The following is a 20,981-nucleotide window of genomic DNA, read 5'->3' on the forward strand; positions in this document are numbered from 1 at the left end:
ACCCGAACCCATTGACGTGACCTGGGCTACCTGCCTAACGTCCCGGCAACCTAGTTGAAACCTTTCACGACGTCGTGAGGCCTCGCCGCCCGCGTCGTTGAGGAGCTCACATGACCCACCGGTCCGACGCGGGTCCGGCCCCCGTACTGGCGCTGGAGGACATTTCCAAGTCCTTCGGCGCGGTACGCGCCCTGCGGGACGTGTCCCTGGAACTGTTCCCCGGCGAGGTGCACGCTCTCGCCGGTGAGAACGGCGCGGGCAAGTCGACCCTCATCAAGACGCTCGCCGGCGTGCACCGACCGGACGCCGGTCGGGTGCTGCTGGACGGTGAGCCCACCGTCTTCCACGGTCCCGCCGACGCCCGCGACGCGGGCATCGCGGTGATCTATCAGGAGCCCACCCTCTTCCCCGACCTGTCGATCGCGGAGAACATCTTCATGGGCCGCCAGCCCCGGCGCGCCCTCGGCCGTATCGACCACAAGGCCACCCACGAGGCGACCGCCGCCCTGATGAAGCGACTCGGTGTCGAACTCGACCCCGACCGCCCGGCGCGCGGACTGTCCATCGCCGACCAGCAGATCGTCGAGATCGCCAAGGCGCTCTCCTTCGACGCCCGCGTCCTGATCATGGACGAGCCGACCGCCGCCCTGACCGGCAGCGAGGTGGCCCGTCTCTTCGGTGTCGTGCGCACCCTGCGCGAGCAGGGTTCGGCGGTGCTGTTCATCTCGCACCGCCTGGAGGAGATCTTCCAGATCTGCCAACAGGTCACGACCCTGCGCGACGGCGCCCGGATATCCAGCGAGCCCCTCGACGGCATGACCGAGGACGACCTCGTACGCCGGATGGTCGGCCGCGACCTCGACGAGCTCTACCCCAAGCAGGACGTCGAGGCGGGCGAAGTCGCCCTGAGCGTGCGCCGGCTGACCCGTGAGGGCGTCTTCACCGACGTCTCCTTCGACGTGCGGCGCGGCGAGATCGTCGGTCTCGCCGGACTCGTCGGCGCCGGGCGTACGGAGGTCGCCCGGGCCGTCTTCGGCGTCGACCGCTGGGACGCCGGAGAGGTCGAGGTCGACGGGAAGTCGCTGACGAACGGGGCGCCCTCCACGGCCATGGCCGCGGGGCTCGCCCTCGTCCCCGAGGACCGGCGCGCCCAGGGCCTGGTGATGGACATGTCCATCGAGCGCAACATCGGGCTCACCGGGCTGCGTACGACCGTGAAGGCGGGGCTGGTGGACCGCGGCGCCGAGCGCAGCCGTTCCCTCGACTGGGCGGTCAAGCTCCAGGTGAAGTACGCCCGGATCGCCGACACGGTCAACACGCTCTCGGGCGGCAACCAGCAGAAGGTCGTCCTCGCCAAGTGGCTCGCCACCGGCCCCAAGGTGCTGATCGTCGACGAGCCCACCCGGGGCATCGACGTGGGCACGAAGGCCGAAGTGCACCGGCTGCTCTCCGAGTTGGCCGCCGACGGGGTGGCCGTCCTGATGATCTCCTCCGACCTGCCCGAGATCCTCGGCATGGCCGACCGGGTGCTGGTGATGCACGAGGGCCGGCTCACCGCCGAGATACCCCGCTCCGAAGCCACCGAGGAGACCGTGATGGCCGCCGCGACGGGGAGGGTTGCCGCGTGACAGCCACCAGGCCCGCCACCCTCGACGCAGCACCAGCAGCACCAGCAGCACCAGCAGCACCAGCAGCACCAGCAGCACCAGCAGCACCAGCAGCGGCCGGGGCGGGCGGTCGGTTCGCCTCCGCGAACGTGGGGCGTGCCGCCGGTGGGGAGTTCGGAGCCGCCGGTTCGGCCGCCCGCGACACACCCGCCTCTTCTCAGGGGGCCGTTCCCCTCACTTCGACGGTCGTCCGCCAGAACCCGAACATCCCCCGGAGGGCCGCGTGAGCGACGCACGCGCGGCCGCCGGGCCGCAGACGAACACGATGCCCGCACCTCTGCGCCGCGCGGGCGGAGAAGCGAACGAAAGGAGGACGGCATGACGGTGACCGCACCCAATCCCGCGCCCGCCGCCGAGGTGCCCAAGTCGAGTGGTACCCGGCTGGTGGACCGTGTCTTCAAGATGCGTGAACTCGCCATCCTGGTCGTCTTCCTGGTGATGATCGCCATCACCCAGATGGGCAACAGCGAGTTCCTGTCCGAACAGGGCATCAAGGACCTGCTGTTGAACGCGACGATCCTGGTGCTGGTCGCCACCGGTCAGTCGCTGGTCGTGATCACCCGGAACGTCGACCTGTCGGTCGGTTCCACCCTCGGCATCAGCGCCTTCGCCGCCGGCACCTATTTGCACGGCGGCGGAAACCCCGTCGTCGCGGTCTTCCTGGCCGTCCTGCTCGGCATCGGCTGTGGACTGGTCAACGGGCTGCTGGTCAGCCTCGGCCAGGTGCCCGCTCTGGTCGTCACCCTCGGCACGCTCTACATCATCCGCGGCGTCGACTCCATCTGGGTCGGCTCCCGCCAGATCACCGCGGCCGACCTCCCCGGCGGCTTCGTCGACTTCGGCTCCGGCGGCATCTCCGCGGTCCCCTACCTCGCCCTGATCGCGCTGGCGGTCCTGCTCGTCACCGCGTACTACCTCAAGCACTTCGGCAGCGGCCGAGAGCTGTACGCGCTGGGCTCCAACCCGGAGGCCGCCCGGCTCGCCGGCATCCCCGTCCGCAAGCGGATCCTCACCGCGTACGTCGTGTGCGGCGGCCTCGCCGGACTCGCGGGTGCCCTCTACCTCGCCCGGTTCGGCAACGTCGACTCGGGTACCAGCACCGGCTACGAACTCACCGTCGTCAGCGCGGTCGTGGTCGGCGGTGTCGTCTTCACCGGCGGCTCCGGCAGCGTCTACGGCGCCGCGCTCGGCGCGCTGCTGCTGACCTCCATCAACAGTGTGCTGCCCGCCCTCGGCGTCAGCTCCGTCTGGGTGCTCGCCATCAACGGCATCCTGCTCATCCTCGCCATCGCGGTCGACCGGATCGTCGCGCTGCGCGTGGCCTCCGCACTGAAGAAGAGGAACGCCCGCCATGGCTGACTCGTCCCTCGCGCGCGCCGTCCGCTGGGACACGGTCGTCGGCGCCCTCCTCATCGTCCTGCTGCTGTTCTCCTTCGGCTTCGTCGACGGCTTCGGCAACTCGCTCAACCTGTCGTTCCTGATCGGCAACACCCTGCCCATCGCGCTGATCGCGCTGCCGATGACCCTGCTCGTGGTGGCCGGGGAGATCGACCTCTCCGTCGCCTCCACGGCCGGACTGTCCGGCTCGGTGATGGGCGCCCTGTGGAACCAGGGCATGGCGATCGAGACGATCATCCCGATCTGCCTGCTCCTCGGAGTGGTGTGCGGACTGGTCAACGGTCTGCTGGTGACCCGGCTCGGGCTGCCCTCCCTCGCCGTCACCATCGGTACCCTCGCCGCCTACCGGGGCATCGCACAGATCGTGCTCGGCTCGGACGCGGTCACCGACTTCCCCACCCAGTACCAGGACTTCGCGGCCGGACGCATCGGGAACACCTTCATCCCGCAGGCCTTCCTGCCCTTCCTCGTACTCCTGGCGATCGCGGTGGTGGTACTGCACGCCACCCCGTTCGGGCGCTCGGCCTTCGCGGTCGGCGCCAACGAGGAGGCCGCCCGGTTCGCCGGCATCCGCGTCAAGCGGCAGAAACTGATCCTCTTCGTCGCCACCGGCTTCATGGCCTCGCTCACCGGCGTCTTCTGGGCCCTGCACTACGCCAGCGCCCGTTACGACAACGCCAACGGCCTCGAACTCTCCGTCGTCGCCGCCGTCCTGCTCGGCGGCATCGACTTCGACGGCGGCAAGGGCACGCTCGGCGGCGCGATCGCGGGAGTCTTCCTGCTCGGCGCGCTGCAGAACGTGATGAGTCTCCTGAATGTTTCCGCGCAGTCGCAGATCGTCGTCACCGGTGTTCTGCTCGTCGTCTCTGTGCTCGGCCCTCGGGTTGCTCAGCAAGTCGCTGTTGCAAGGGCCGCGGCTCGCTCCACTGGATAGGTCGTTTTGCGTCTGCGGGACCCGATGTGGCTGGTCGCGCAGTTCCCCGCGCCCCTGAAGGGGCACTCTCGCTCACCCTCGTATCAAAGGACCCCATGCCATGCGCAAGTCATCCCTCCGTCGTACTGGCGCGGCACTCGCCGCCGTCACCTCGCTCGCCCTGGCCGTCACCGCCTGCGGCGGCACCACCAAGAACGACGTGAAGAGCGGGGGCGGCTCGGCCGCCGCGACCGGCAAGGCCGACCCGAACGCGGCCCTCAAGAAGGGCCTCACGGTCGGCTTCCTGCCCAAGGCGGTCAACAACCCCTACTTCACCTCGGCGGACAAGGGCGGCGAGAAGGCGCTGACGGAGCTGGGCTCCAAGTACAAGGAGGTCGGCCCCAGCAGCGCCACCGACACCTCCGGCCAGGTGAGCTACGTCAACACGCTCACCCAGCAGCAGGTCAACGCGATGGCCGTGTCCGCGCAGGACCCGGGCGCCCTGTGCACCGCGCTCAAGCAGGCCATGAGCAACAAGATCAAGGTCGTCACCTACGACTCCGACACCAACCCCGAGTGCCGCAACGCCTTCGTCTCGCAGGCCAGTGGCGAGGACCTGGGCCGCACCGAGGTCCAACTGCTCGCCGAGCAGATCGGCTACAAGGGCGAGATAGCGATCCTGTCCGCCGCGCAGACCGCGACGAACCAGAACGCCTGGATCGAGTTCATGAAGGAGGAGCTGAAGGACCCCAAGTACAAGGACATCAAGCTGGTCAAGGTCGCCTACGGCAACGACGACGCCCAGCAGTCCTTCCAGCAGACCCAGGGTCTCCTCCAGGAGCACCCGAACCTCAAGGGGATCATCTCCCCGACCACCGTCGGCATCAAGGCCGCGGCCCAGTACCTGTCCGGCTCCAAGTACAAGGGCAAGGTCAAGCTGACCGGCCTCGGCACCCCCAACGACATGCGCAAGTACGTCAAGAACGGCACCGTCGACGCGTTCGAGCTGTGGGACCCGGCGAAGCTCGGCGAGCTCGCCGCGCGTACGGCCGTGGCGCTGTCCTCGGGGCAGATCACCGGAGCCGAGGGTGAGACCTTCAAGGCCGGTGACATGGGCTCGTTCACCATCGGCAAGGGCGGCGTGATCAACCTGGGCAAGCCGACCGTCTTCAACGCCAAGAACATCGACCAGTTCAACTTCTAGGATCCGGGGGTCCCTTGATGCAGCGTGTGTGCTTCCTGCTGAAGGTCCGTGCGGACCGCCTCGACGAGTACCGCGAGCGACATGCCGCCGTGTGGCCCGAGATGCTCGACGCGCTCTCGGCCACCGGCTGGCACAACTACTCGCTCTTCCTGCGCGAGGACGGCCTGCTGGTCGGCTACTTGGAGACCCAGGACTTCGCGGCCGCGCAGGCCGGCATGGAAGCCACCGACATCAATGCCCGTTGGCAGGCGGAGATGGCGCCGTTCTTCGAATCGCTGGACGGCGCCAGACCCGACGAGGCCATGAAGCCCCTCACCGAGGTCTTCCACCTCGCCTGACACCTTCCTGGCGCCCCCGCCACCCGCCGGCACCCGCCCAGCGCCACCCGCGCGAAGCCCTATCCAGGAGTCCGGACATGAAGAGACGCACCCTGCTGGCCACCGCCCTGCTGACCGGTGTGGCAGGCCCCGGAATCGGCGCCGGTACGGCGCGCGCGGCCGACCCCGGCCCCTCGGTCTCCCTCACCGGCAGCACCCAACTCGACGCCCAGGCCCTGTTCTTCGTGTCGTACGACGGCCTGGTCAACAACAACTCGTTTCAGAAGAACGGCCTGTTGACCTACAAGGGCTACCAGTACGCCGTCTGGTACACCACCGACCGCAGCGCGGTCGTCGCCCGCCGGGCGCTCGGCGCGTCCGGTTGGTCGACGGTCACCCTCGCCCATCGGCTCAAGAGCTCCGACTCGCACAACGTGATCTCCATGGGCGTGTCCAAGACCGACGGCCGGCTGCACCTCAACATGGACTCCCACAGCGACGGCTTCTTCTACGTGAAGTCGGTGGCCGGGCTGCTCGACAACCCCGCCTCCACCGCCTGGACCTCCGCCGTCTTCGGAGCCGTACAGATCTCGCTCGACGGCCTCGCGCTCACCACGCAGTTCACCTACCCCCAGTTCGTCTCCACGCCCGACGGCAAGCTCCAGCTGAGCTACCGGGTGGGCATCTCCGGAAACGGGCGCAACGCCCTCGCGGAGTACGACGGCTCGTCCTGGACCGCTCTCGGGGAGTGGTCCGGCTCGACCGGCACGTACACCAGCGAGCACGGCTCGAGCACCGCCCGCAACATGTACCTGCACGGCATCGACTACGACGTCAACGGACGCCTGCACGCCTTCTTCACCTGGCGCGAGCAGAACGGCGCCGTGATGTGCAACGGCGGCGGCATCACCAACCACGACACCGGCTACGTCTACTCGACCGACCGCGGCCGTACCTGGCGCAACAACGCGGGCACCCTCGTCGGCACCACGGGCGGCTCCGACACGGTGGGTGTCACCGACGCCGGACTCGTCGTCGACGCGCTCAACCCCGACCACTCCCTGATGAACCAGGAGAGCCAGGCCACCGACTCCACCGGCCTGCCCCACGCGATCATCAGCTATGTGCCCGGGCGCTTCGGCCAGTGCACCACGAACTACGTCACCGACCGGACGAACAACGGCCGCGCCTTCCACCTCCGCAAGAACGCCCCGGGCAACTGGACCAAGACCGAGATCCCGATCGCCCTCGGCTCGAGCCAGCGCACGAAGCTGATCCTGGACAAGTACGACAACGCCTACGCGATCATGCCCTTCGGCCGGATCGCGGGCGCCTCGAAGTCCTCCGGGTACACGGACTGGACACTGCTGTACGACGGCAGCGGCCTCAACGCCTTCGGTGAGGTGGTGATCGACGAGACGCGCGTCTCGCAGGACGGGACACTGTCGGTCATGTACCAGGAGAAGTCCAGCGGGACCACGCCCTCGGCGCTCCACGTCGTCGACTTCCGGCTGCCCGCATGACCAGCGAAGTCGGCGGACTCGCGGGTAATGTGAAGGCCCGCCCGCCGCTTCTCGTCCCCCTGGAGGTTCCTGCCTGATGGCACAGTCGGTGGGTATCAAGGACGTCGCCCGCGCCGCCGGAGTCTCCGTGGGCACGGTCTCGAACGTCATCAACCGCCCGGACAGCGTCGCCTCCGAGACCCGGGCCCGTGTCCAGTCGGCGATAGACCGGCTCGGCTATGTCCGCAGCGAGTCCGCGCGCCAGCTGCGGGCCGGACGCAGCCGGATCATGGGCCTGCTCGTCCTCGACATGGGCAACCCCTTCTTCGTGGACGTCGCCCGCGGCGCCGAGCGCGCCGCGCGGGACGCCGGGCTCGGCGTGATGGTCTGCAACAGCGCGCAGAGCGCCAGCGAGGAGGCCGACTACCTGTCGCTCTTCGCCGAGCAGCGGGTACGCGGCGTGCTGCTGACGCCCGCCGACGCGACCGGGCGCAACATCGCGACGTTCCGCCGCAACGGCATCCCCTTCGTGCTGGTCGACCGGGTCGCCGAGGGCACCACCGAGTGCTCGGTCTCGGTCGACGACGTGGCGGGTGGCGCGCTGGCCGTACGGCATCTGGTCGACGCGGGCCATCGGTCGATCGCTTACGTCAGTGGGCCGCCCGGCCTCAACCAGGTCAGGGACCGCCGTGTGGGCGCCCTGAACGCGCTGGCCGAGGCGGGCCTGGCGCCCACCGCGATGCGGGAGCTGCCCACCCAGCGCCTCGACGTGGCCGCGGGCCGCGACGCGGGCGCACGGCTGCTGGGCCTCGCCGAGCGCCCGACGGCCGTCTTCTGTGCCAACGACCTGCTCGCGCTCGGCGTCCTGCAGGCCATGTACGCGGCGGGCGTCGGCGTCCCCGACGACCTCGCGATCGTCGGCTACGACGACATCGAGTTCGCCGCCGCGGCGGCCGTCCCGCTCACCTCCGTACGGCAGCCCGCCATGACCATGGGCGCTCTCGCCGCCGAACTGCTGCTGGAGGAGACGGAGGCCGAGACGGCACCCACACCGCACGAACACCGGCGCGTGGTGCTCCAGCCGGAGCTGGTCGTGCGCCGCTCCAGCCTGTCGGCGCGCTGACGCGCGGCACGGTCCGCGCGCCTGGCCTGCTGAGCGACCATTCAGTACGACTTTCTTGATCCCCGCTCTCGGCCGGTCGGGGATCATGTGCTCAACTGGGACGCAGCCTGGATCCGTACGTCTCGGGAGCCCTGTTGACCGTCAGCTATCGCCAGCCCGGTGTCGTCCTCACCGACCACCGTTTCACCGTGCCCCTCGACCACGACGACCCGGCGGGGGAGAGCATCGAGCTGTTCGCCCGCGAGGCCGTCGCGAGCGACAAGGCGCAGCAGGACCTCCCCTGGATGGTCTACCTCCAGGGCGGTCCCGGCTTCGGCGCCAACCGCTTCGTCGGCAAGCAGGCCTGGCTCGGCCGCGCGCTGAAGGAGTTCCGGGTGCTGCTGCTCGATCAGCGCGGCACCGGCCACTCCACGCCCGCCAATCGCCAGACGCTGCCGCTGCGCGGCGGCCCCGGCGCGCAGGCCGACTACCTCGCGCGCTTCCGCGCCGACTCCATCGTCCGCGACTGCGAGGCCATCCGCCCCCGGCTCACCGGCGGCGACCCCTGGACCGTACTGGGCCAGAGCTTCGGCGGCTTCTGCGTCGTGCACTACCTCTCGACCGCCCCCGAAGGTCTGCGCGCGGCCCTCATCACCGGGGGCCTGCCCTCCCTCGACGCGCACGCGGACGACGTCTACCGGGCCGCGTATCCCCGTATCGAGCGCAAGGTCGCGGCACACTACGCGCGTTACCCCCAGGACGTGGAGCGGGCCCGGCAGATCGCCGACCACCTCCTCCGCCACGAGACCGTCCTGAGCAACGGCTACCGCCTGACCGTCGAGGCCTTCCAGTCCCTCGGCATCCTCCTCGGCGGTGGCGAGGGCAGCCACCGTCTGCACTACCTCCTGGAGGAGGCCTTCGTCCGCACCCCGCAGGGCCCGGCCCTCTCCGACGCCTTCCAGGAGGAGGTACAGGGACTCCTCTCGTACGCCGGCCACCCCCTGTACGCGCTCGTCCACGAGGCCTGCTACGCCCAGGACGACCGGCCGACCGCCTGGTCCGCCGAGCGGGTGCGCGCCGAGTTCCCCCAGTTCGACGCGGCGAAGGCCCTCGCGGACGACGGACCGCTGCTGTTCACCGGCGAGTCCGTGCACCCCTGGGTGTTCGACACCGACCCCGCGCTGCGTCCGCTCCGCGAGACCGCCGAGGAACTCGCCGCGCGCACCGACTGGCGGCCGCTGTACGACCCCGCCCGCCTCGCCGCCAACGAGGTGCCGGTGGCCGCGGCGATCTACCACGACGACATGTACGTCGACCCGGAGCACTCCCTGCGCACGGCCCGTGCCATCGGTAATCTGCGGACCTGGGTGACCGACGAGTTCGAGCACGACGGTGTACGGGCCGGGGGGTCGCGCGTGCTGGACCGGTTGCTGGCGCTGTCGCGCGACGAGGTCTGACCGGGCGCCGTTCGGGGGAGAGGACAACGCGATGGACGACGACGAACTCCTCGAGCACCTCGCGGACCGGTTTCAGGAGCACCGCGGTCGCCTGAGGGCGGTGGCGTACCGGATGCTCGGCTCGCTGAGTGAGGCGGACGACGCGGTCCAGGAGGTGTGGCTGAAGCTCGGCCGCACGGACGTCGGTGAGATCAGGAACCTCGCGGGCTGGCTGACCACGGTGGTCGGCCGGGTCTGTCTGGACCTGCTGCGTACGCGCGCCGCGCGCCGCGAGGAGCCGCTGGACACCTACGTCCCCGACCCGCTGGTCAGCCCCCTGGAGCGGATCGACCCCGAGCAGGAGGTGCTGCTCGCCGACTCGGTGGGGCTGGCCCTGCTGGTGGTCCTGGAGACACTGGAACCCGCCGAGCGCCTCGCCTTCGTCCTGCACGACATGTTCGCGGTGCCCTTCGACGACATCGCGCCCGTCGTGGGCCGCTCGTCGGCCGCGACGCGGCAGCTGGCGAGTCGGGCGCGGCGGCGGGTACGGGGCGCTGCCGCGCCGGAGCCCGAGCTCGATCCGGCCCGGCAGAAGCTGGTCCTCGACGCCTTCCTCGCGGCCTCGCGCGCCGGGGACTTCGAGGCGCTGGTGTCCGTCCTCCATCCCGATGTCGTGCTCCGCGTCGACTCCGGCGTGCTCGTCGGTGGGGCGGCGGCGTCCAAGGTGGTCCACGGTGCGACGGGCGTCGCCCAACAGGCGCTCATGTTCCGCCAGTTCGCGGAGTTCTCCCGGCTCGCGCTGGTCAACGGGGCGGTCGGTGTCGTCACGGCCCCCGAAGGGCGCCCCCTGTCCGTCATGGGCGTCACCATCTCCGACGGCCGCGTCGTCGAGATGTACATCCTCGCCGACCCCGCCCGCCTGTCCGACCTGGCCCTCCCTGACCTGGCGGGCTGACCCCGGGTTCTCTCGCCCCCGCCGCCCCTACCCGTCCCATCCTTGGGGGCTCCGCCCCCAGCCCCCGGGTGTGTTCTTTGGCTGCGGGCCGGTGGGGGTTGGGCGCGCAGTTCCCCGCGCCCCTGAAGGGGCGCTGGCGCGCATCTTTCAGCCCGTCCGGCGTTTGAGGACGAGGCCGTTCAGGCCGAAGCGGGGGTCTGGGGGCGGAGCCCCCAGGGATGGGGCGGCGGGGGCGAGAGAACCCCTCACGGAGGGCGCCTGCCGGCTCAGTACGCTGGTGACATGCGAGAAGACAGCGTGACGGCAGTCGATGACCGGCTCCTCGAGTTGCGGGCCGACTGCGGTCGGTGTTTCGGGTTGTGCTGTGTCGCCCTGCCCTTCACCCGCTCGGCGGACTTCGCGATCGACAAGGACGCGGGAACACCCTGCCAGAACCTGCGGACGGACTCCCGGTGCGGAGTCCACACGCAGCTGAGGGAGAAGGGGTTCAACGGGTGCACGGTGTACGACTGTTTCGGCGCCGGCCAGCAGGTCTCCCAGGTCACCTTCGCCGGCCAGGACTGGCGCACAGGCCCGCGGGAACGAGCCCGGCAGATGTTCGACGTGTTCCCGGTCGTCCGCCAGCTCCACGAACTGCTCTGGTACCTGAACGAGGCCCTGACCCTCGCCCCGGCCCGCCCGATCCACGCCGACCTCCGCCGAGCCCTCGCCGAGACGGAGCGACTGACGAACCGATCCGCGGAGGAACTCGGGGCGTTGGACGTGAACGCGCACCGACAGCAGGTCAACACGCTCCTGCTGCGGACCAGCGAACTCGTGCGCGCGGGAGTCGGCCGTGGCAAGAAGAAGGAGCGGCGCGGCGCCGACCTCATGGGCGCCCGCCTCAGGGGCGCAGACCTGCGGGGTGCCAACCTGCGCGGCGCCTACCTCATCGCCGCCGACCTCACCGGCGCCGATCTGCGCGGCGCGGACCTGATCGGCGCCGACTTCCGCGACACGGATCTCACGGACGCGGATCTGACCGACGCGTTCTTCCTGACCCAGCCCCAGCTGAACGCGGCCAGGGGCAGCGCCGGGACCAGGCTGCCGCGGTCAGTCACCCGCCCGGGCCACTGGACGCAGTGACACCGGGTCCGCCGCGGGTGCCCGGTCCTCGAGGTGCAGCCGCAGCCCCTCCGGCATCAGCGTCAGCCGCTCGGCGACCCGCAGCCGGTAGTCTGGTTCGGGCCGCAGATCGTAGCGGCGCAGCAGCAGCCCCAGGACGAGCGTCGCCTCGTGCAGCGCGAACTGCCGGCCGATGCAGGCCCGCGCCCCGGTGCCGAACGGCTTGAAGGTGTGGGCGGCTCGGGACCGTACGGCCCCCGGGTCGAAGCGGTCCGGGTCGAATTCCTCGGCGTTCGCGCCCCACACCTCCGGGTTGCGCTGCAGCAGCGTCGTCAGGACCAGGGTCCAGGCACCCGTCCGCATCGGGTGGACCCCGCCCAGCACGGTGTCCTCCCGGGCCTCGCGCGCGAAGCCGGGTGCCGTCGGCCACAGCCGTAGCGACTCGTCGAGGACCCGGCGGACGTAGCGCAACTTGGCGACCTGGTCGTAGGCGGGCAGGAGGGTGTCGCCCCAGACCCGGTCCACCTCGGCCCGTGCGCGGGCGGCGACGTCCGGGTGCTGGGCGAGGTAGTGCAGGGCGAAGGAGAGCGCGCCCGAGGTCGTCTCGTGGCCGGCGATCAGGAAGGTGATCACCTGGCGTCGGATGTTCTCGGGCGTCAGCCGCTCCCCGGTCTCGGGATGGGCGGTCTCCAGCATCCGGTCGAGCAGGTCCCCTTCGCCGGAGGAGTGCTGACGGGCGGCCACGACGGCGTCGACCGTCTGGTTCAGGTACGCCATGTGCGCCACGTTGCGGCGGGTGGCCCCGCGCAGCAGGATCGGGGCCAGCGGCGCGGGGAGCACGTTGAGGCGCTGCGCGTAGGTCAGGGTGCCGACCATCGCGGTGACGAAGGGGTGCGGCCTGGAGCGCTCGAAGGAGCCGAAGTCGTGGCCGAAGCCGGTGCGGGCGATCGTCTCCAGCGTCAGTTTCGTCATGTCGCCGGGTACGTCCACCGCCCGGCCCGCCGCGCGCTCCCCGTCCCAGCGGTCCATCAGCCGCTCGGCCACGGCGAGCATCATCGGGTGGTAGCCCTCCATCGCCTCACGGCTGAAGCCCGGAGCGAGGATGTCGTGGGCCAGCTGCCAGTTCGGTTCGTGGTTGTACGCCGTGAACAGACCGTCCCCGGCGACCGGCCGGAGGTTGGCGACCCCGAGGCCGACGTGCTTGGCGAACCGGGTCTCGTCCGCCAGCTCGGCCGCGAGCTCGGCGCCCCACACGAAGACGATCTCCTTGCCGAAGCCCTTGCGCCGGAAGATCGGCCCGAGCCGGCGCCCGAATCGCATCGAGTCCTGCACCGGAGAGCGGACGTGCGCGCCGATCACATCCCCGACGAGGGGGAGCCGGTAGGGCGGGCGGGGGATGCGGTGCAGCTCGGGCCAGCCCAGCTCCGCGCTCCGGAACCCCTTGGGCAGCACGGCCCCTGTCGTCTCCGCCATGACGCGATCTCCCTTGTGCCTGCGGCACGTCGACGCTGCTGTCCTGACCATGTTGTACGCGGGTTCAATAGTGGTTTTCAGTGTGATCCTGTTGTTGAACCGACGTCAAGTAAGGTGCGGCCATGATGGGCACACAGGGGGAGCGAGGGGGACGGACGCGCCGTCGGCTGAGTACCGAGGAGCGCAGGGAGCAGCTGCTGTCCGTCGGGGCGCGGCTGTTCTCGGAGAGCCCGTACGACGAGGTGTGGATCGAGCAGGTCGCCGAGATCGCCGGGGTCTCGCGCGGGCTCCTGTACCACTACTTCCCCACCAAGCGGGACTTCTTCGCGGCCGTCGTGGAGCGCGAGAGCGAGCGGATGCTGCGGCTGACGGCGGCGGTGCCGGGGACTCCCGTCCGCGAGCAGCTGAGCGCCGGACTCGACACCTTCCTGGCGTACGTCGAGGCCCACGCGCACGGCTTCCGCGCCTTCCATCGCGCCGACGCGGCCGGTGACCAGGCGGTGCGCAGGGTCTACCAACGGGCGCTGGCCGCGCAGGAGCAGCAGATCCTGGCGGCGCTCGACGCCGACCCCGATGTTCCCGGGGGGATCGAGGACCGGCCGGAGCTGCGGATCGCCGTCCGTGGCTGGCTCGCCTTCACCACGGCCGTGTGCCTGGAGTGGCTCAGGGGGGCGGAGCTGACCCGGGAGCAGCTGCGGGATCTGTGCGCGCGGGCGCTTCTGGGCGCCATCGCGCCGTAACTCGTGCGAGGGACGCAGGTGTGGCGTGGTTGGCGTACACCCGGATCTCCGATAGGTTAGGCAAGGCTTACCTAAGGGAGGTTGGGATGGGTGACCGCATGGGTGACCGTCATACCTGGACGGCCGCACCCGCCGCTGCCGAGCGCGCCCGCTCGGTGCTCGCCGCGGCATGGTCCTGCGCGGTGACCGCGGAGGGCGGCAGGGAGGAACTCGTCGGTGCGCACACCGTCACCGCGGACGGCCGGGTTCTCCTGCACGTGCCGGACGACAGCGTGCTGACGGCCACGGCGGTCTGCGCGCCGCGCGGAGAGCCCTCCGCCGTCCTGGAGTTCGCGGACGTCGCGCCCGTGCCGGTCCGCAACCGGATCCGCGCCCGGCTCTGGATGGCCGGCCGGTTCGTCCTGGCGGACGGGCACCTGGAGTTCCGGCCCTCGCGCGTGGTGCTGCGCGAGGCGTCCGGCGCGCTCGTGGTGGACCTCGACGAGTTCGCGGACGCCGTCCCCGACCCGCTCGCGACGGCCGAGGCGAGCCTGCTCACCCATCTGGCCGACGCGCACCCGGACGCCGTCGAGCGGCTGACCCGCCTCGTCGAGCCCGAGAGCCTGCACGGCGCGGTCCGCGTCCAGCCGCTCGCCGTCGACCGGCACGGACTGACGCTGCGGATCGAACGGGCGCGCGGCAACGGCGACGTACGCCTGTCCTTCCACTCGCCCGCCGACGACGTCGCGCAGCTCACCGAGCGGATGCATGTGCTGCTCACGCAGGCGAGCTCCGCGAACTGCCCCCGCGCGCTACAGCGGCAGCGCACAGACGGCGACGGGTGAGGCGAACGGCTTGCCCGCGAGCCGGAGTTCACCGCTCGCGCCCTCGACGTGGAAGACGCTGACCGTGCTCGAGCGCTGATTCGCCGTGAACAGCAGCCGTTCGTCCGGTGAGAAGGCGAGGTGGCGCGGGAAGTCGCCGCCTACCGGCACGGTGTCCAGGAGCCTCAACCGGGCACCGGCCGCCTCGACCCCGTACCGCGTCAGGCTGTTGTGGCCGCGGTTGGCGAGATAGGCGTACGACCCGTTCGACGTCACCAGGAGCTGCGCCGGGTAGTTCGTGCCCGCGCCCGTGCCGGTGGACTGCGGGTCGCCCGGGGTCAGCCGTCCGCTCGCCGGGTCGTACGCGCAGACCACGACCGTGTTGTCGACCTCGTTGGCGAGATAGGCGAAGCGGCCGGCGGGGTGGAAGGTGAGATGGCGTGGCCCCGCGCCCGGCCGGGTGTGCGCCTGGGAGACCTCGGTGAGCGTTCCCTTCGACTGGTCCAGGCGGTAGGTGTAGACCGTGTCGGTGCCCAGGTCGACGGCGAGGACGTGCCCGCCGTCCGGACTGGTCACGAACTGGTGCGCGTGCGGCCCGTCCTGGCCGGGGCCCGGTGCCGGACTGGAGTGGGTGACCAGGTCGGTGCGCTCGCCGAGCGCGCCCGAGGCGTCGACGGGGTGCACGGCCACGCTGCCCGAGGTGTAGTTGGCGCTCAGCAGCCACCGTCCGCTCGGATGCACGGAGAGGTGGCACGGGCCCGCGCCGCCGGTGCTCCGGGTGCCCAGCACTCGGTTGTCGGCGAGCCGTACGGCCGTCACGGCGCCCTCCGGCCGCTCGTCGACGGCGTACAGCGTGTGGCCCTTCGGATGCGTGGCGAGGTACGACGGGTCACCGATGCCGGCGAGCGTGCCGGTGGCCGTGACGCTGCCCGTCACCGGGTCGTACGTGGCCAGACCGATCCCCTTTCCACCGCCCTGGACCGAGGTGTACGTGCCGAGGAACAGCCGGCGGACGGCGGAGGAGGAAGAGGCCGGCCCGGGGGCCGAGGTGGCGGGGGAGCCCTCGGCGGGTGGGGTCGTGGCGGCCGCGGGGCGGGTACGCGGCGCGGCCGGTGCCGGAACCGTCGCCACGGCGGTGATCCCCGCCAGCGCCCCGAGGAACCGGCGCCTGCCCCAGCCGCCGCCCGCGTCCCGCGCCGGATCCGCGCCACTGTTCATACCTGCACCTCGGGTGTCGGTCGCCTCGGTCGTCACAGCCACCTTGGCGTGCGACACCCGAGGAGTGCAAGAACGGCAATGCTTGTTGCGCTCTGTGCAACGACGGGCGGGGTTGCCCGACGACCGGGTGGGGCTGCCTACCAGTCACCGTCCTCGACCGGCTCGCCCGGCGCGTCGCCCAGCTGTTTCACCTGGTGGGGCGCGGGCTCCTGCCAGGGCTCGTGGTCGTCGCCGAGCCACTCGCCGACCGGCCGCACCGAGCCCAGGGTGTCCGTGGGGGCGACGTCCTGGGCCGCGTCGTCGTAGTACTCGAACCAGGGCAGCCCGGCCCGTGTGTACGCCGCGCGGTCGACGGGGGACGGCGGGGGAGCCTCGCCCGTGATGCGGCGCCACTCGGGAGGCGTCACGAGATGCACGAACACCCGGCCGGCGGGCTCCCTGGCCCAGGCGCCGCGCGATCGCTCGTCGGCGTAGACCTCCTGGCGCATCGAGCCTCCCACGCCGAGTCCCATGGCCGGGGCGCTCCTCGCGCGGGCCGCCGAGGCGGGCGCGGCGGCCATGGCGGCGCCGGGAGCCGGCGGGGCGGCGCCGAAGGCGGACTCGCTCTTCACCGACCTCGTGCTCACGGTCCTGCGGCGCTCCAGCTCACGCCACTTCGCGAGCTCCGCGTCATTCAGCCGGAAGGACTGCAGCTGCAGGCCGCCCCACACCTCCTCGCCGGTGACCTGGCCCTCGACCGTGGCGCCGAGCCCCAGCGGCACGGCCACGAACTGGCGGACCGTGCCCTTCCCGGAGTTGATGCCGTCGAGCCAGGGCTGGCGGGGGAGCACCACGTAGTTCTGCGGGTCCTGGGCGAGCAGGGAGCTCCACGGCCTGCCCGAGACCGCGCACACCTTGCCCACGCCGACCTGGAGCGCGGCCGGCTCCGTCGAGCCCGCGAAGCTCAGCCACATGGCCTCGCGCAGATACACCGGCAGCATCACACCGCCGCGCGCACGCCACTCGGCGGGCACGGTGTCCGCGTGGTCCTCGACGCGGCGCACGGGGAACTCGCCCAGCCCGGGCGGCAGTTCGTGCGTGCCCGTCTCGGGCAGGCGCAGCGTCCGCATGAACCGGACCCGCACCCCGCCCGGCAGGCGCAGTGTGTTCCCGTCGATCCGCACAGCGTCGTCGGCCATCCGTCCGCTCCCCCCGTCGTCGCCCCCGCCCCCGAGAACGGAACGGCTGTCCTCAGAGAGAACGACCGGAGACGGGGGGACGGTTCCGGTCCGAGCGCGGCTGTCGCGGCCCGCGGAGCGTCCGAAGGCGCTGCCGCAGTCGGACGAGGTGGTCACGGCGCTCGCGCTCTTCGCGGGTGCCGCGGTCGAGCTCCTCCATGAGCCGCCGCGAGCGGTGCTCCGTGTCCAGCTCGTCCAGGATGCGGTTGATCTCGGTGAGGACCGCGCCGTGCAGCTGCCACTGCCGGGCGTCCCGCTGCACCTCGTCGAGCAGCAGCTGGGCCAGCTTGTCGCGGGTCGCCGTGGCTGTGGACAGCTCCGCGGCGAGCCGGTCCTCGGCCGACTCGGCGTTCTGACTGATGTCCGTGGTCACCAGGACGGCGAAACTCACCACGGCGTCGCCCACTTCGGACAGCAGCTGCTCCAGCGTCGCCCCCACCTGGGGCTCGAACAGCGGCTCGGGATCGCGCTCCTTGGCGAGGTCGGTGAGGGTGCGGGCGAGCACCCGCAGCACCACCGTGCAGATCTCCAGCGTGTCGAGGCCGGTGCGCAGCACGATCCGGTGCAGCAGGCCCTCCCGTACGCGCGGATTGAGCTTGAGGCTGTCCTCGGCCTGCCGGAGCGCCGCGTCCACCTGGACGATGTCGTGGTCCAGGCGGCGCGCCTCGTGCAGCCGGGCGGTGGCGTGCTCGACGGGGGTGCGGCCGGCCGCCTCCTCGCCCATACGCAGCATCAACTGGCGTACCCGCCGTGCCAGATCCTCGATGGACTCGCCGGCCGCGCCCACCCACACCGGCGGAGCGAAGAGCAGATTGCAGCCGAGTCCGACCACCGCGCCGATCAGGGTCTCCAGCACCCTGGCCCAGGCCGTGTCCCCGACCCTGGTCACGCCGAGCACGAGCATGGCGCTGATCGCCACCTCGGGCACGAACTCGCTGACCCGGACGAGATGGCCGACGGCCAGCGAGGCGAGGATGAGCAGGGCCAGACTCCACCAGGTCAGACCCACGAGAACGCTGAAGGCGATGGCGACGACGACACCCGCCACCACGGAGTTCACCCGGCGGATGCCGGTGGTGAGGGTGGCGTAGAGCGTGACCTGCACGACCAGGAGCGCGGTGAGCGGGGCGGTGAGCGGGGCGGGCTCCGGACTGAGCCGCAGCGCGATCACGTACGCGACGGTCGCGGCCCCCGCCGACCGCACCGACTGGACGACCACGGGTTCCTCGTGCCACTTCCGGAGCTGTGCGCCCGCCACGGCCCACGCACCACGTACGTCTCGCATCCTTGGCCTTTTCCCTTTTCGCAGGCGTGCCGAACGTGCTGATAGAGGACCGTAACTGTCCGCAAGGGAGCCTAGTTTGTTCTCACCGGCCGGAAGGCATCCAGGAGGGGACCAGGAATGCGCGATCTCGCGGGCTTCGAACTGCTGACCAGGGCACACACCTACCTGAGCGAGGTGGCCGCCGCCGTACCGGAGCGGGCGTGGGGGTCGCCGACGCCGTGCAGCGAGTGGACGGTGCGCCAGGTCCTCAACCACGCGCGCCTGGATCAGCAGGCGTACGGCGCCGCGATCACCGGCACCGGATGGCCCGACTCCGACCCATTCCGGCCCGCCGACGCGCTGGACGCCGACGCGCAGACGGCCCTGGAGAAGGTGCTGCGGGGCGTGGCGGACGCCTACGCGCAGCTGCCGGCCGACTCCCCGGAGGTCGCGACCCCGCTCGGACCGCTGCCCTTCCCGCTGGCCGCCGCCGCTGCCGCCATGGACGCAGCCGTGCACGCCTGGGACATCGCCGTCGCCACCGGCCAGGACGCGCCGCTGGAGGAGGAGCTGGCGGAAGGGATCAGGCTTGCGGCGGATCGGCTCGCCGATCATCTGCGCGACGCGTACGGGGTGTTCGCCGCCGCCCGCGCGGTGCCGGCGACCGCCGGCCGGGCGGAGGCGCTGCTCGCCTTCCTCGGCCGGGACCCGCACTGGACGCCCGCCTTGTCCTGACCCGCGGACCGAGAGACGGAGGACACCGCGGCGTTGTCGACCGGTCGACAACGCCGCGGGCGCGGACGGCGGGGCCGCCCACCGTCACCGGTTGGAGCAGGCGCGGACGGCGCGGTCCACTGTCACCGGCTGGAGCCGGTGCGGCTGCGGGACCGGTAGCCGGCCACCTTCGCGAGGTTGCCGCAGCGGTCCATGGAGCACCAGCGGCGCCGACGGGCCTGGGAGTCGTCCAGGAAGAGCAGCGAGCACTCGGGGTTCTCGCACTCCTTGACCCTGGCGAGGAGCGGGCCGCCGACGAGCAGGACGGCGTCCCGGGCCACGGTCGCGAGGGCCGCGGGTCCGGGACGCTCGGCCGTCCAGCGCAGGGGCTGCCGGGGGTCCGCGCCGTCGTCCCGCGGCTCGGCGAGCTGGGGGGCGAGGTCGGGGCGGGCCGCCGCCTCGTTGGCCCGCGTGACATCGGCCGGGTCGGGTGCCTCCCCGGCCATCGCGGCGCGTACGAGCCGGTAGAGCGCCTCGCGCAGGGTGCGGGCGTGGGTGAGATCGCCCTCGGTGACGCGCACCGGGGTGTCGTCGGCCCCGGCGCTCAGGCCCGCCTCGGTGATCCAGCGGGTGAGGGCGTCGGGGTCCGGGAGCCGCTCCAGGGGGGTGGCGTGCCGCTTGCCGAGCGTGGCCACGAAGTTCAGGCAGGGGCGTCCGCCGATGAAGGGGAACGGCGAGGCGGGCTCGGGGGTGGCGGCGGGAGCGGAGGGCATGGTCCGAGTGTAGCGCCCTTGACACCGGTTGAAGTGGTGTCGCATGGTGACACCACTTCAACCGGTGTCACTGCTCGCGTGGGTCCCCTCGGATTCCGCGGTGCTCCGGTGCGTCCACCAGGAAGCAGGTGCGGTATGCGTGCGGTGCGAATCGACGAGTTCGGCGGGCCCGAGGTGTTGGTGCCGACGGAGGTCCCCGACCCGGTCGCGGGCCCGGGCCAGGTGCTGCTGCGGGTCGTGGCGGCGGGGGTGAACCGGGCGGACGCGCTGGTCCGTGCCGGGCGGTACCACCGGGCCGGACGGCCACCGCTGATCCCGGGGGTGGAGGCGGCCGGCGTCGTCGCCGCGGTGGGGGAGGGGGTGACCGGCATCGAGGTCGGACAGCGGGTCATGGCCCTGGACGGGGTGAACGCACCCGGCTTCTACGCCGAGTTGGCCGTCGTGCCCGCCCGACAGGTCACGGTCGTGCCGGACGGTCTGGAGCTGACCGAGGCCGCCGCCCTGCCCGTGGCCTGGCTCTCCGCCTGGTACTGCCTGCGCCATCTGGCGAAGGTGACCAAGGACGACACCGTGGTGGTGAAGGCCGCCGCGAGCGGGGTGGGCAGCGCGGCCGTCCAGATCGCCGCCGGGACCGGCGCCCGTGTCGTCGCGCTCGCGGGGTCACCCGACAAGACCGCCTGGGCCGCCGGATTCGGCGCCCACGACACCCTCGACACCTCCGCGCACCCGGGCGACGCGGAGGTCGAGGAGGTGCTGCGGCTGACCGGCGGGCGCGGCGCCGACGTTGTCCTCGACACCGTCGGCGGCCCCGCCTTCGGACGGAGTCTGCGCGAGGTCGGGCACGGCGGGCGGGTGGTCGCCCTCGCCAACGTCGCCCTGGAGCCGAGCACGATCGACACCCGCGACTTCTATCCGAAGAACGCCGCCGTCCTCGGCTTCCAGCTCACCAATCTGCAGATCCACGGCTACGACCCCCGCGAGGACCTGCGCGAGCTGGCCCGGCGGGTCGCGGCGGGCACGTACCGCGTGCCGGTCGAGACGGTGGTCCCGCTGGACCAGGCGCGCGCGGCCCACGAACGCCTGGAGCGGCGCGACAACCGGGGCAAGATCGTGCTGGCCGTTCAGGAGAAATGAGTTGCGGCGGTCCCGCCCGACGAGTGATCTCTAAGTGTCATGGAGTG

The 20,981-nt window shown here is 71.6% G+C and carries 19 protein-coding genes; 14 read left to right on the plus strand and 5 right to left on the minus strand.

The genetic code is table 11. The features are described 5' to 3' along the window. Positions 1-110: 110 nt before the first annotated feature. From FNV62_RS46020 to FNV62_RS46065, 10 genes are all read left to right on the plus strand, one after another. Positions 111-1,628 carry a sugar ABC transporter ATP-binding protein gene (locus FNV62_RS46020; protein WP_054233460.1) on the plus strand — a complete coding sequence of 506 codons (1,518 nt, stop codon included), beginning with the start codon at positions 111-113 and terminating at the stop codon, positions 1,626-1,628. A 357-nt stretch (positions 1,629-1,985) separates the two neighbouring features. Continuing rightward, positions 1,986-3,026: an ABC transporter permease gene (locus FNV62_RS46025; protein WP_054233461.1), complete on the plus strand. Its 1,041-nt coding sequence runs from the start codon at positions 1,986-1,988 to the stop codon at positions 3,024-3,026. Further along, positions 3,019-3,999, plus strand: a complete 981-nt coding sequence (locus FNV62_RS46030) for an ABC transporter permease (RefSeq protein ID WP_054233462.1) — start codon at positions 3,019-3,021, stop codon at positions 3,997-3,999. Before FNV62_RS46025 ends, FNV62_RS46030 begins: the two co-directional genes overlap by 8 nt. A gap of 100 nt (positions 4,000-4,099) precedes the next feature. Continuing rightward, positions 4,100-5,182: a rhamnose ABC transporter substrate-binding protein gene (rhaS, locus tag FNV62_RS46035; protein ID WP_054233463.1), complete on the plus strand. Its 1,083-nt coding sequence runs from the start codon at positions 4,100-4,102 to the stop codon at positions 5,180-5,182. 17 nt (positions 5,183-5,199) lie between these two features. After that, positions 5,200-5,520: an L-rhamnose mutarotase gene (locus FNV62_RS46040; RefSeq protein WP_143605763.1), complete on the plus strand. Its 321-nt coding sequence runs from the start codon at positions 5,200-5,202 to the stop codon at positions 5,518-5,520. Between the two features lie 77 nt (positions 5,521-5,597). Beyond that, complete coding sequence (locus FNV62_RS46045) at positions 5,598-7,022, plus strand: BNR repeat-containing protein (RefSeq protein ID WP_143604112.1); 1,425 nt, start codon at positions 5,598-5,600, stop codon at positions 7,020-7,022. A 76-nt stretch (positions 7,023-7,098) separates the two neighbouring features. Continuing rightward, positions 7,099-8,124, plus strand: coding sequence for a LacI family DNA-binding transcriptional regulator (locus FNV62_RS46050; protein ID WP_067360334.1), 1,026 nt, complete (start codon positions 7,099-7,101; stop codon positions 8,122-8,124). Between the two features lie 134 nt (positions 8,125-8,258). After that, complete coding sequence (locus FNV62_RS46055) at positions 8,259-9,560, plus strand: alpha/beta fold hydrolase (RefSeq protein ID WP_143629532.1); 1,302 nt, start codon at positions 8,259-8,261, stop codon at positions 9,558-9,560. 31 nt (positions 9,561-9,591) lie between these two features. Further along, the gene (gene sigJ, locus FNV62_RS46060) at positions 9,592-10,494 is read left to right on the plus strand and encodes an RNA polymerase sigma factor SigJ (RefSeq protein WP_143604114.1); all 903 of its coding nucleotides are present in this window, start codon (positions 9,592-9,594) and stop codon (positions 10,492-10,494) included. A gap of 282 nt (positions 10,495-10,776) precedes the next feature. Beyond that, positions 10,777-11,619: a pentapeptide repeat-containing protein gene (locus FNV62_RS46065; RefSeq protein ID WP_143604115.1), complete on the plus strand. Its 843-nt coding sequence runs from the start codon at positions 10,777-10,779 to the stop codon at positions 11,617-11,619. Here FNV62_RS46065 and FNV62_RS46070 read toward each other — a convergent pair. Beyond that, positions 11,587-13,071: a cytochrome P450 gene (locus FNV62_RS46070; RefSeq protein WP_097287762.1), complete on the minus strand. Its 1,485-nt coding sequence runs from the start codon at positions 13,069-13,071 to the stop codon at positions 11,587-11,589. The two genes, FNV62_RS46065 and FNV62_RS46070, sit on opposite strands and share 33 nt — an antisense overlap. A 122-nt stretch (positions 13,072-13,193) precedes the next feature. Here FNV62_RS46070 and FNV62_RS46075 point away from each other — a divergent pair, with 122 nt between their 5' ends. After that, the gene (locus FNV62_RS46075) at positions 13,194-13,811 is read left to right on the plus strand and encodes a TetR/AcrR family transcriptional regulator (protein ID WP_054233471.1); all 618 of its coding nucleotides are present in this window, start codon (positions 13,194-13,196) and stop codon (positions 13,809-13,811) included. 98 nt (positions 13,812-13,909) lie between these two features. Then, positions 13,910-14,635, plus strand: coding sequence for a DUF2470 domain-containing protein (locus FNV62_RS46080; protein ID WP_143605764.1), 726 nt, complete (start codon positions 13,910-13,912; stop codon positions 14,633-14,635). On the opposite strand, the gene FNV62_RS46085 is transcribed toward FNV62_RS46080, so the two are convergent. The 3 genes from FNV62_RS46085 to FNV62_RS46095 form a co-directional block, all read right to left on the minus strand. Next, entirely contained in the window at positions 14,603-15,832 is a 1,230-nt protein-coding gene (locus FNV62_RS46085; RefSeq protein WP_181360957.1) for a lactonase family protein, read from the minus strand. The two genes, FNV62_RS46080 and FNV62_RS46085, sit on opposite strands and share 33 nt — an antisense overlap. A 137-nt stretch (positions 15,833-15,969) precedes the next feature. Continuing rightward, a complete protein-coding gene (locus tag FNV62_RS46090) occupies positions 15,970-17,010 on the minus strand; it encodes a hypothetical protein (protein ID WP_143629534.1) in 1,041 nt (346 codons plus the stop codon). Between the two features lie 52 nt (positions 17,011-17,062). After that, entirely contained in the window at positions 17,063-18,334 is a 1,272-nt protein-coding gene (locus FNV62_RS46095) for an aromatic acid exporter family protein (RefSeq protein WP_054233474.1), read from the minus strand. A 117-nt stretch (positions 18,335-18,451) separates the two neighbouring features. Here FNV62_RS46095 and FNV62_RS46100 point away from each other — a divergent pair, with 117 nt between their 5' ends. After that, on the plus strand, positions 18,452-19,048 hold the full coding sequence (locus FNV62_RS46100) for a TIGR03086 family metal-binding protein (protein WP_097287764.1): 597 nt from the start codon (positions 18,452-18,454) through the stop codon (positions 19,046-19,048). Positions 19,049-19,170: 122 nt separating this feature from the next. Here FNV62_RS46100 and FNV62_RS46105 read toward each other — a convergent pair whose 3' ends face one another. Further along, positions 19,171-19,800 (minus strand): CGNR zinc finger domain-containing protein, encoded by a 630-nt coding sequence (locus tag FNV62_RS46105; RefSeq protein WP_143610285.1) that lies wholly within the window; start codon positions 19,798-19,800, stop codon positions 19,171-19,173. A 135-nt stretch (positions 19,801-19,935) separates the two neighbouring features. Between FNV62_RS46105 and FNV62_RS46110 the strand changes: the two genes are divergently transcribed. Then, positions 19,936-20,934, plus strand: a complete 999-nt coding sequence (locus tag FNV62_RS46110; protein WP_143604118.1) for a quinone oxidoreductase family protein — start codon at positions 19,936-19,938, stop codon at positions 20,932-20,934. The last annotated feature ends 47 nt before the right edge of the window (positions 20,935-20,981 follow it).

Origin of the sequence: Streptomyces sp. RLB3-17 (assembly GCF_007113425.2) — a bacterium.
Classification (GTDB): Bacteria; Actinomycetota; Actinomycetes; order Streptomycetales; family Streptomycetaceae; genus Streptomyces; species Streptomyces mirabilis_D.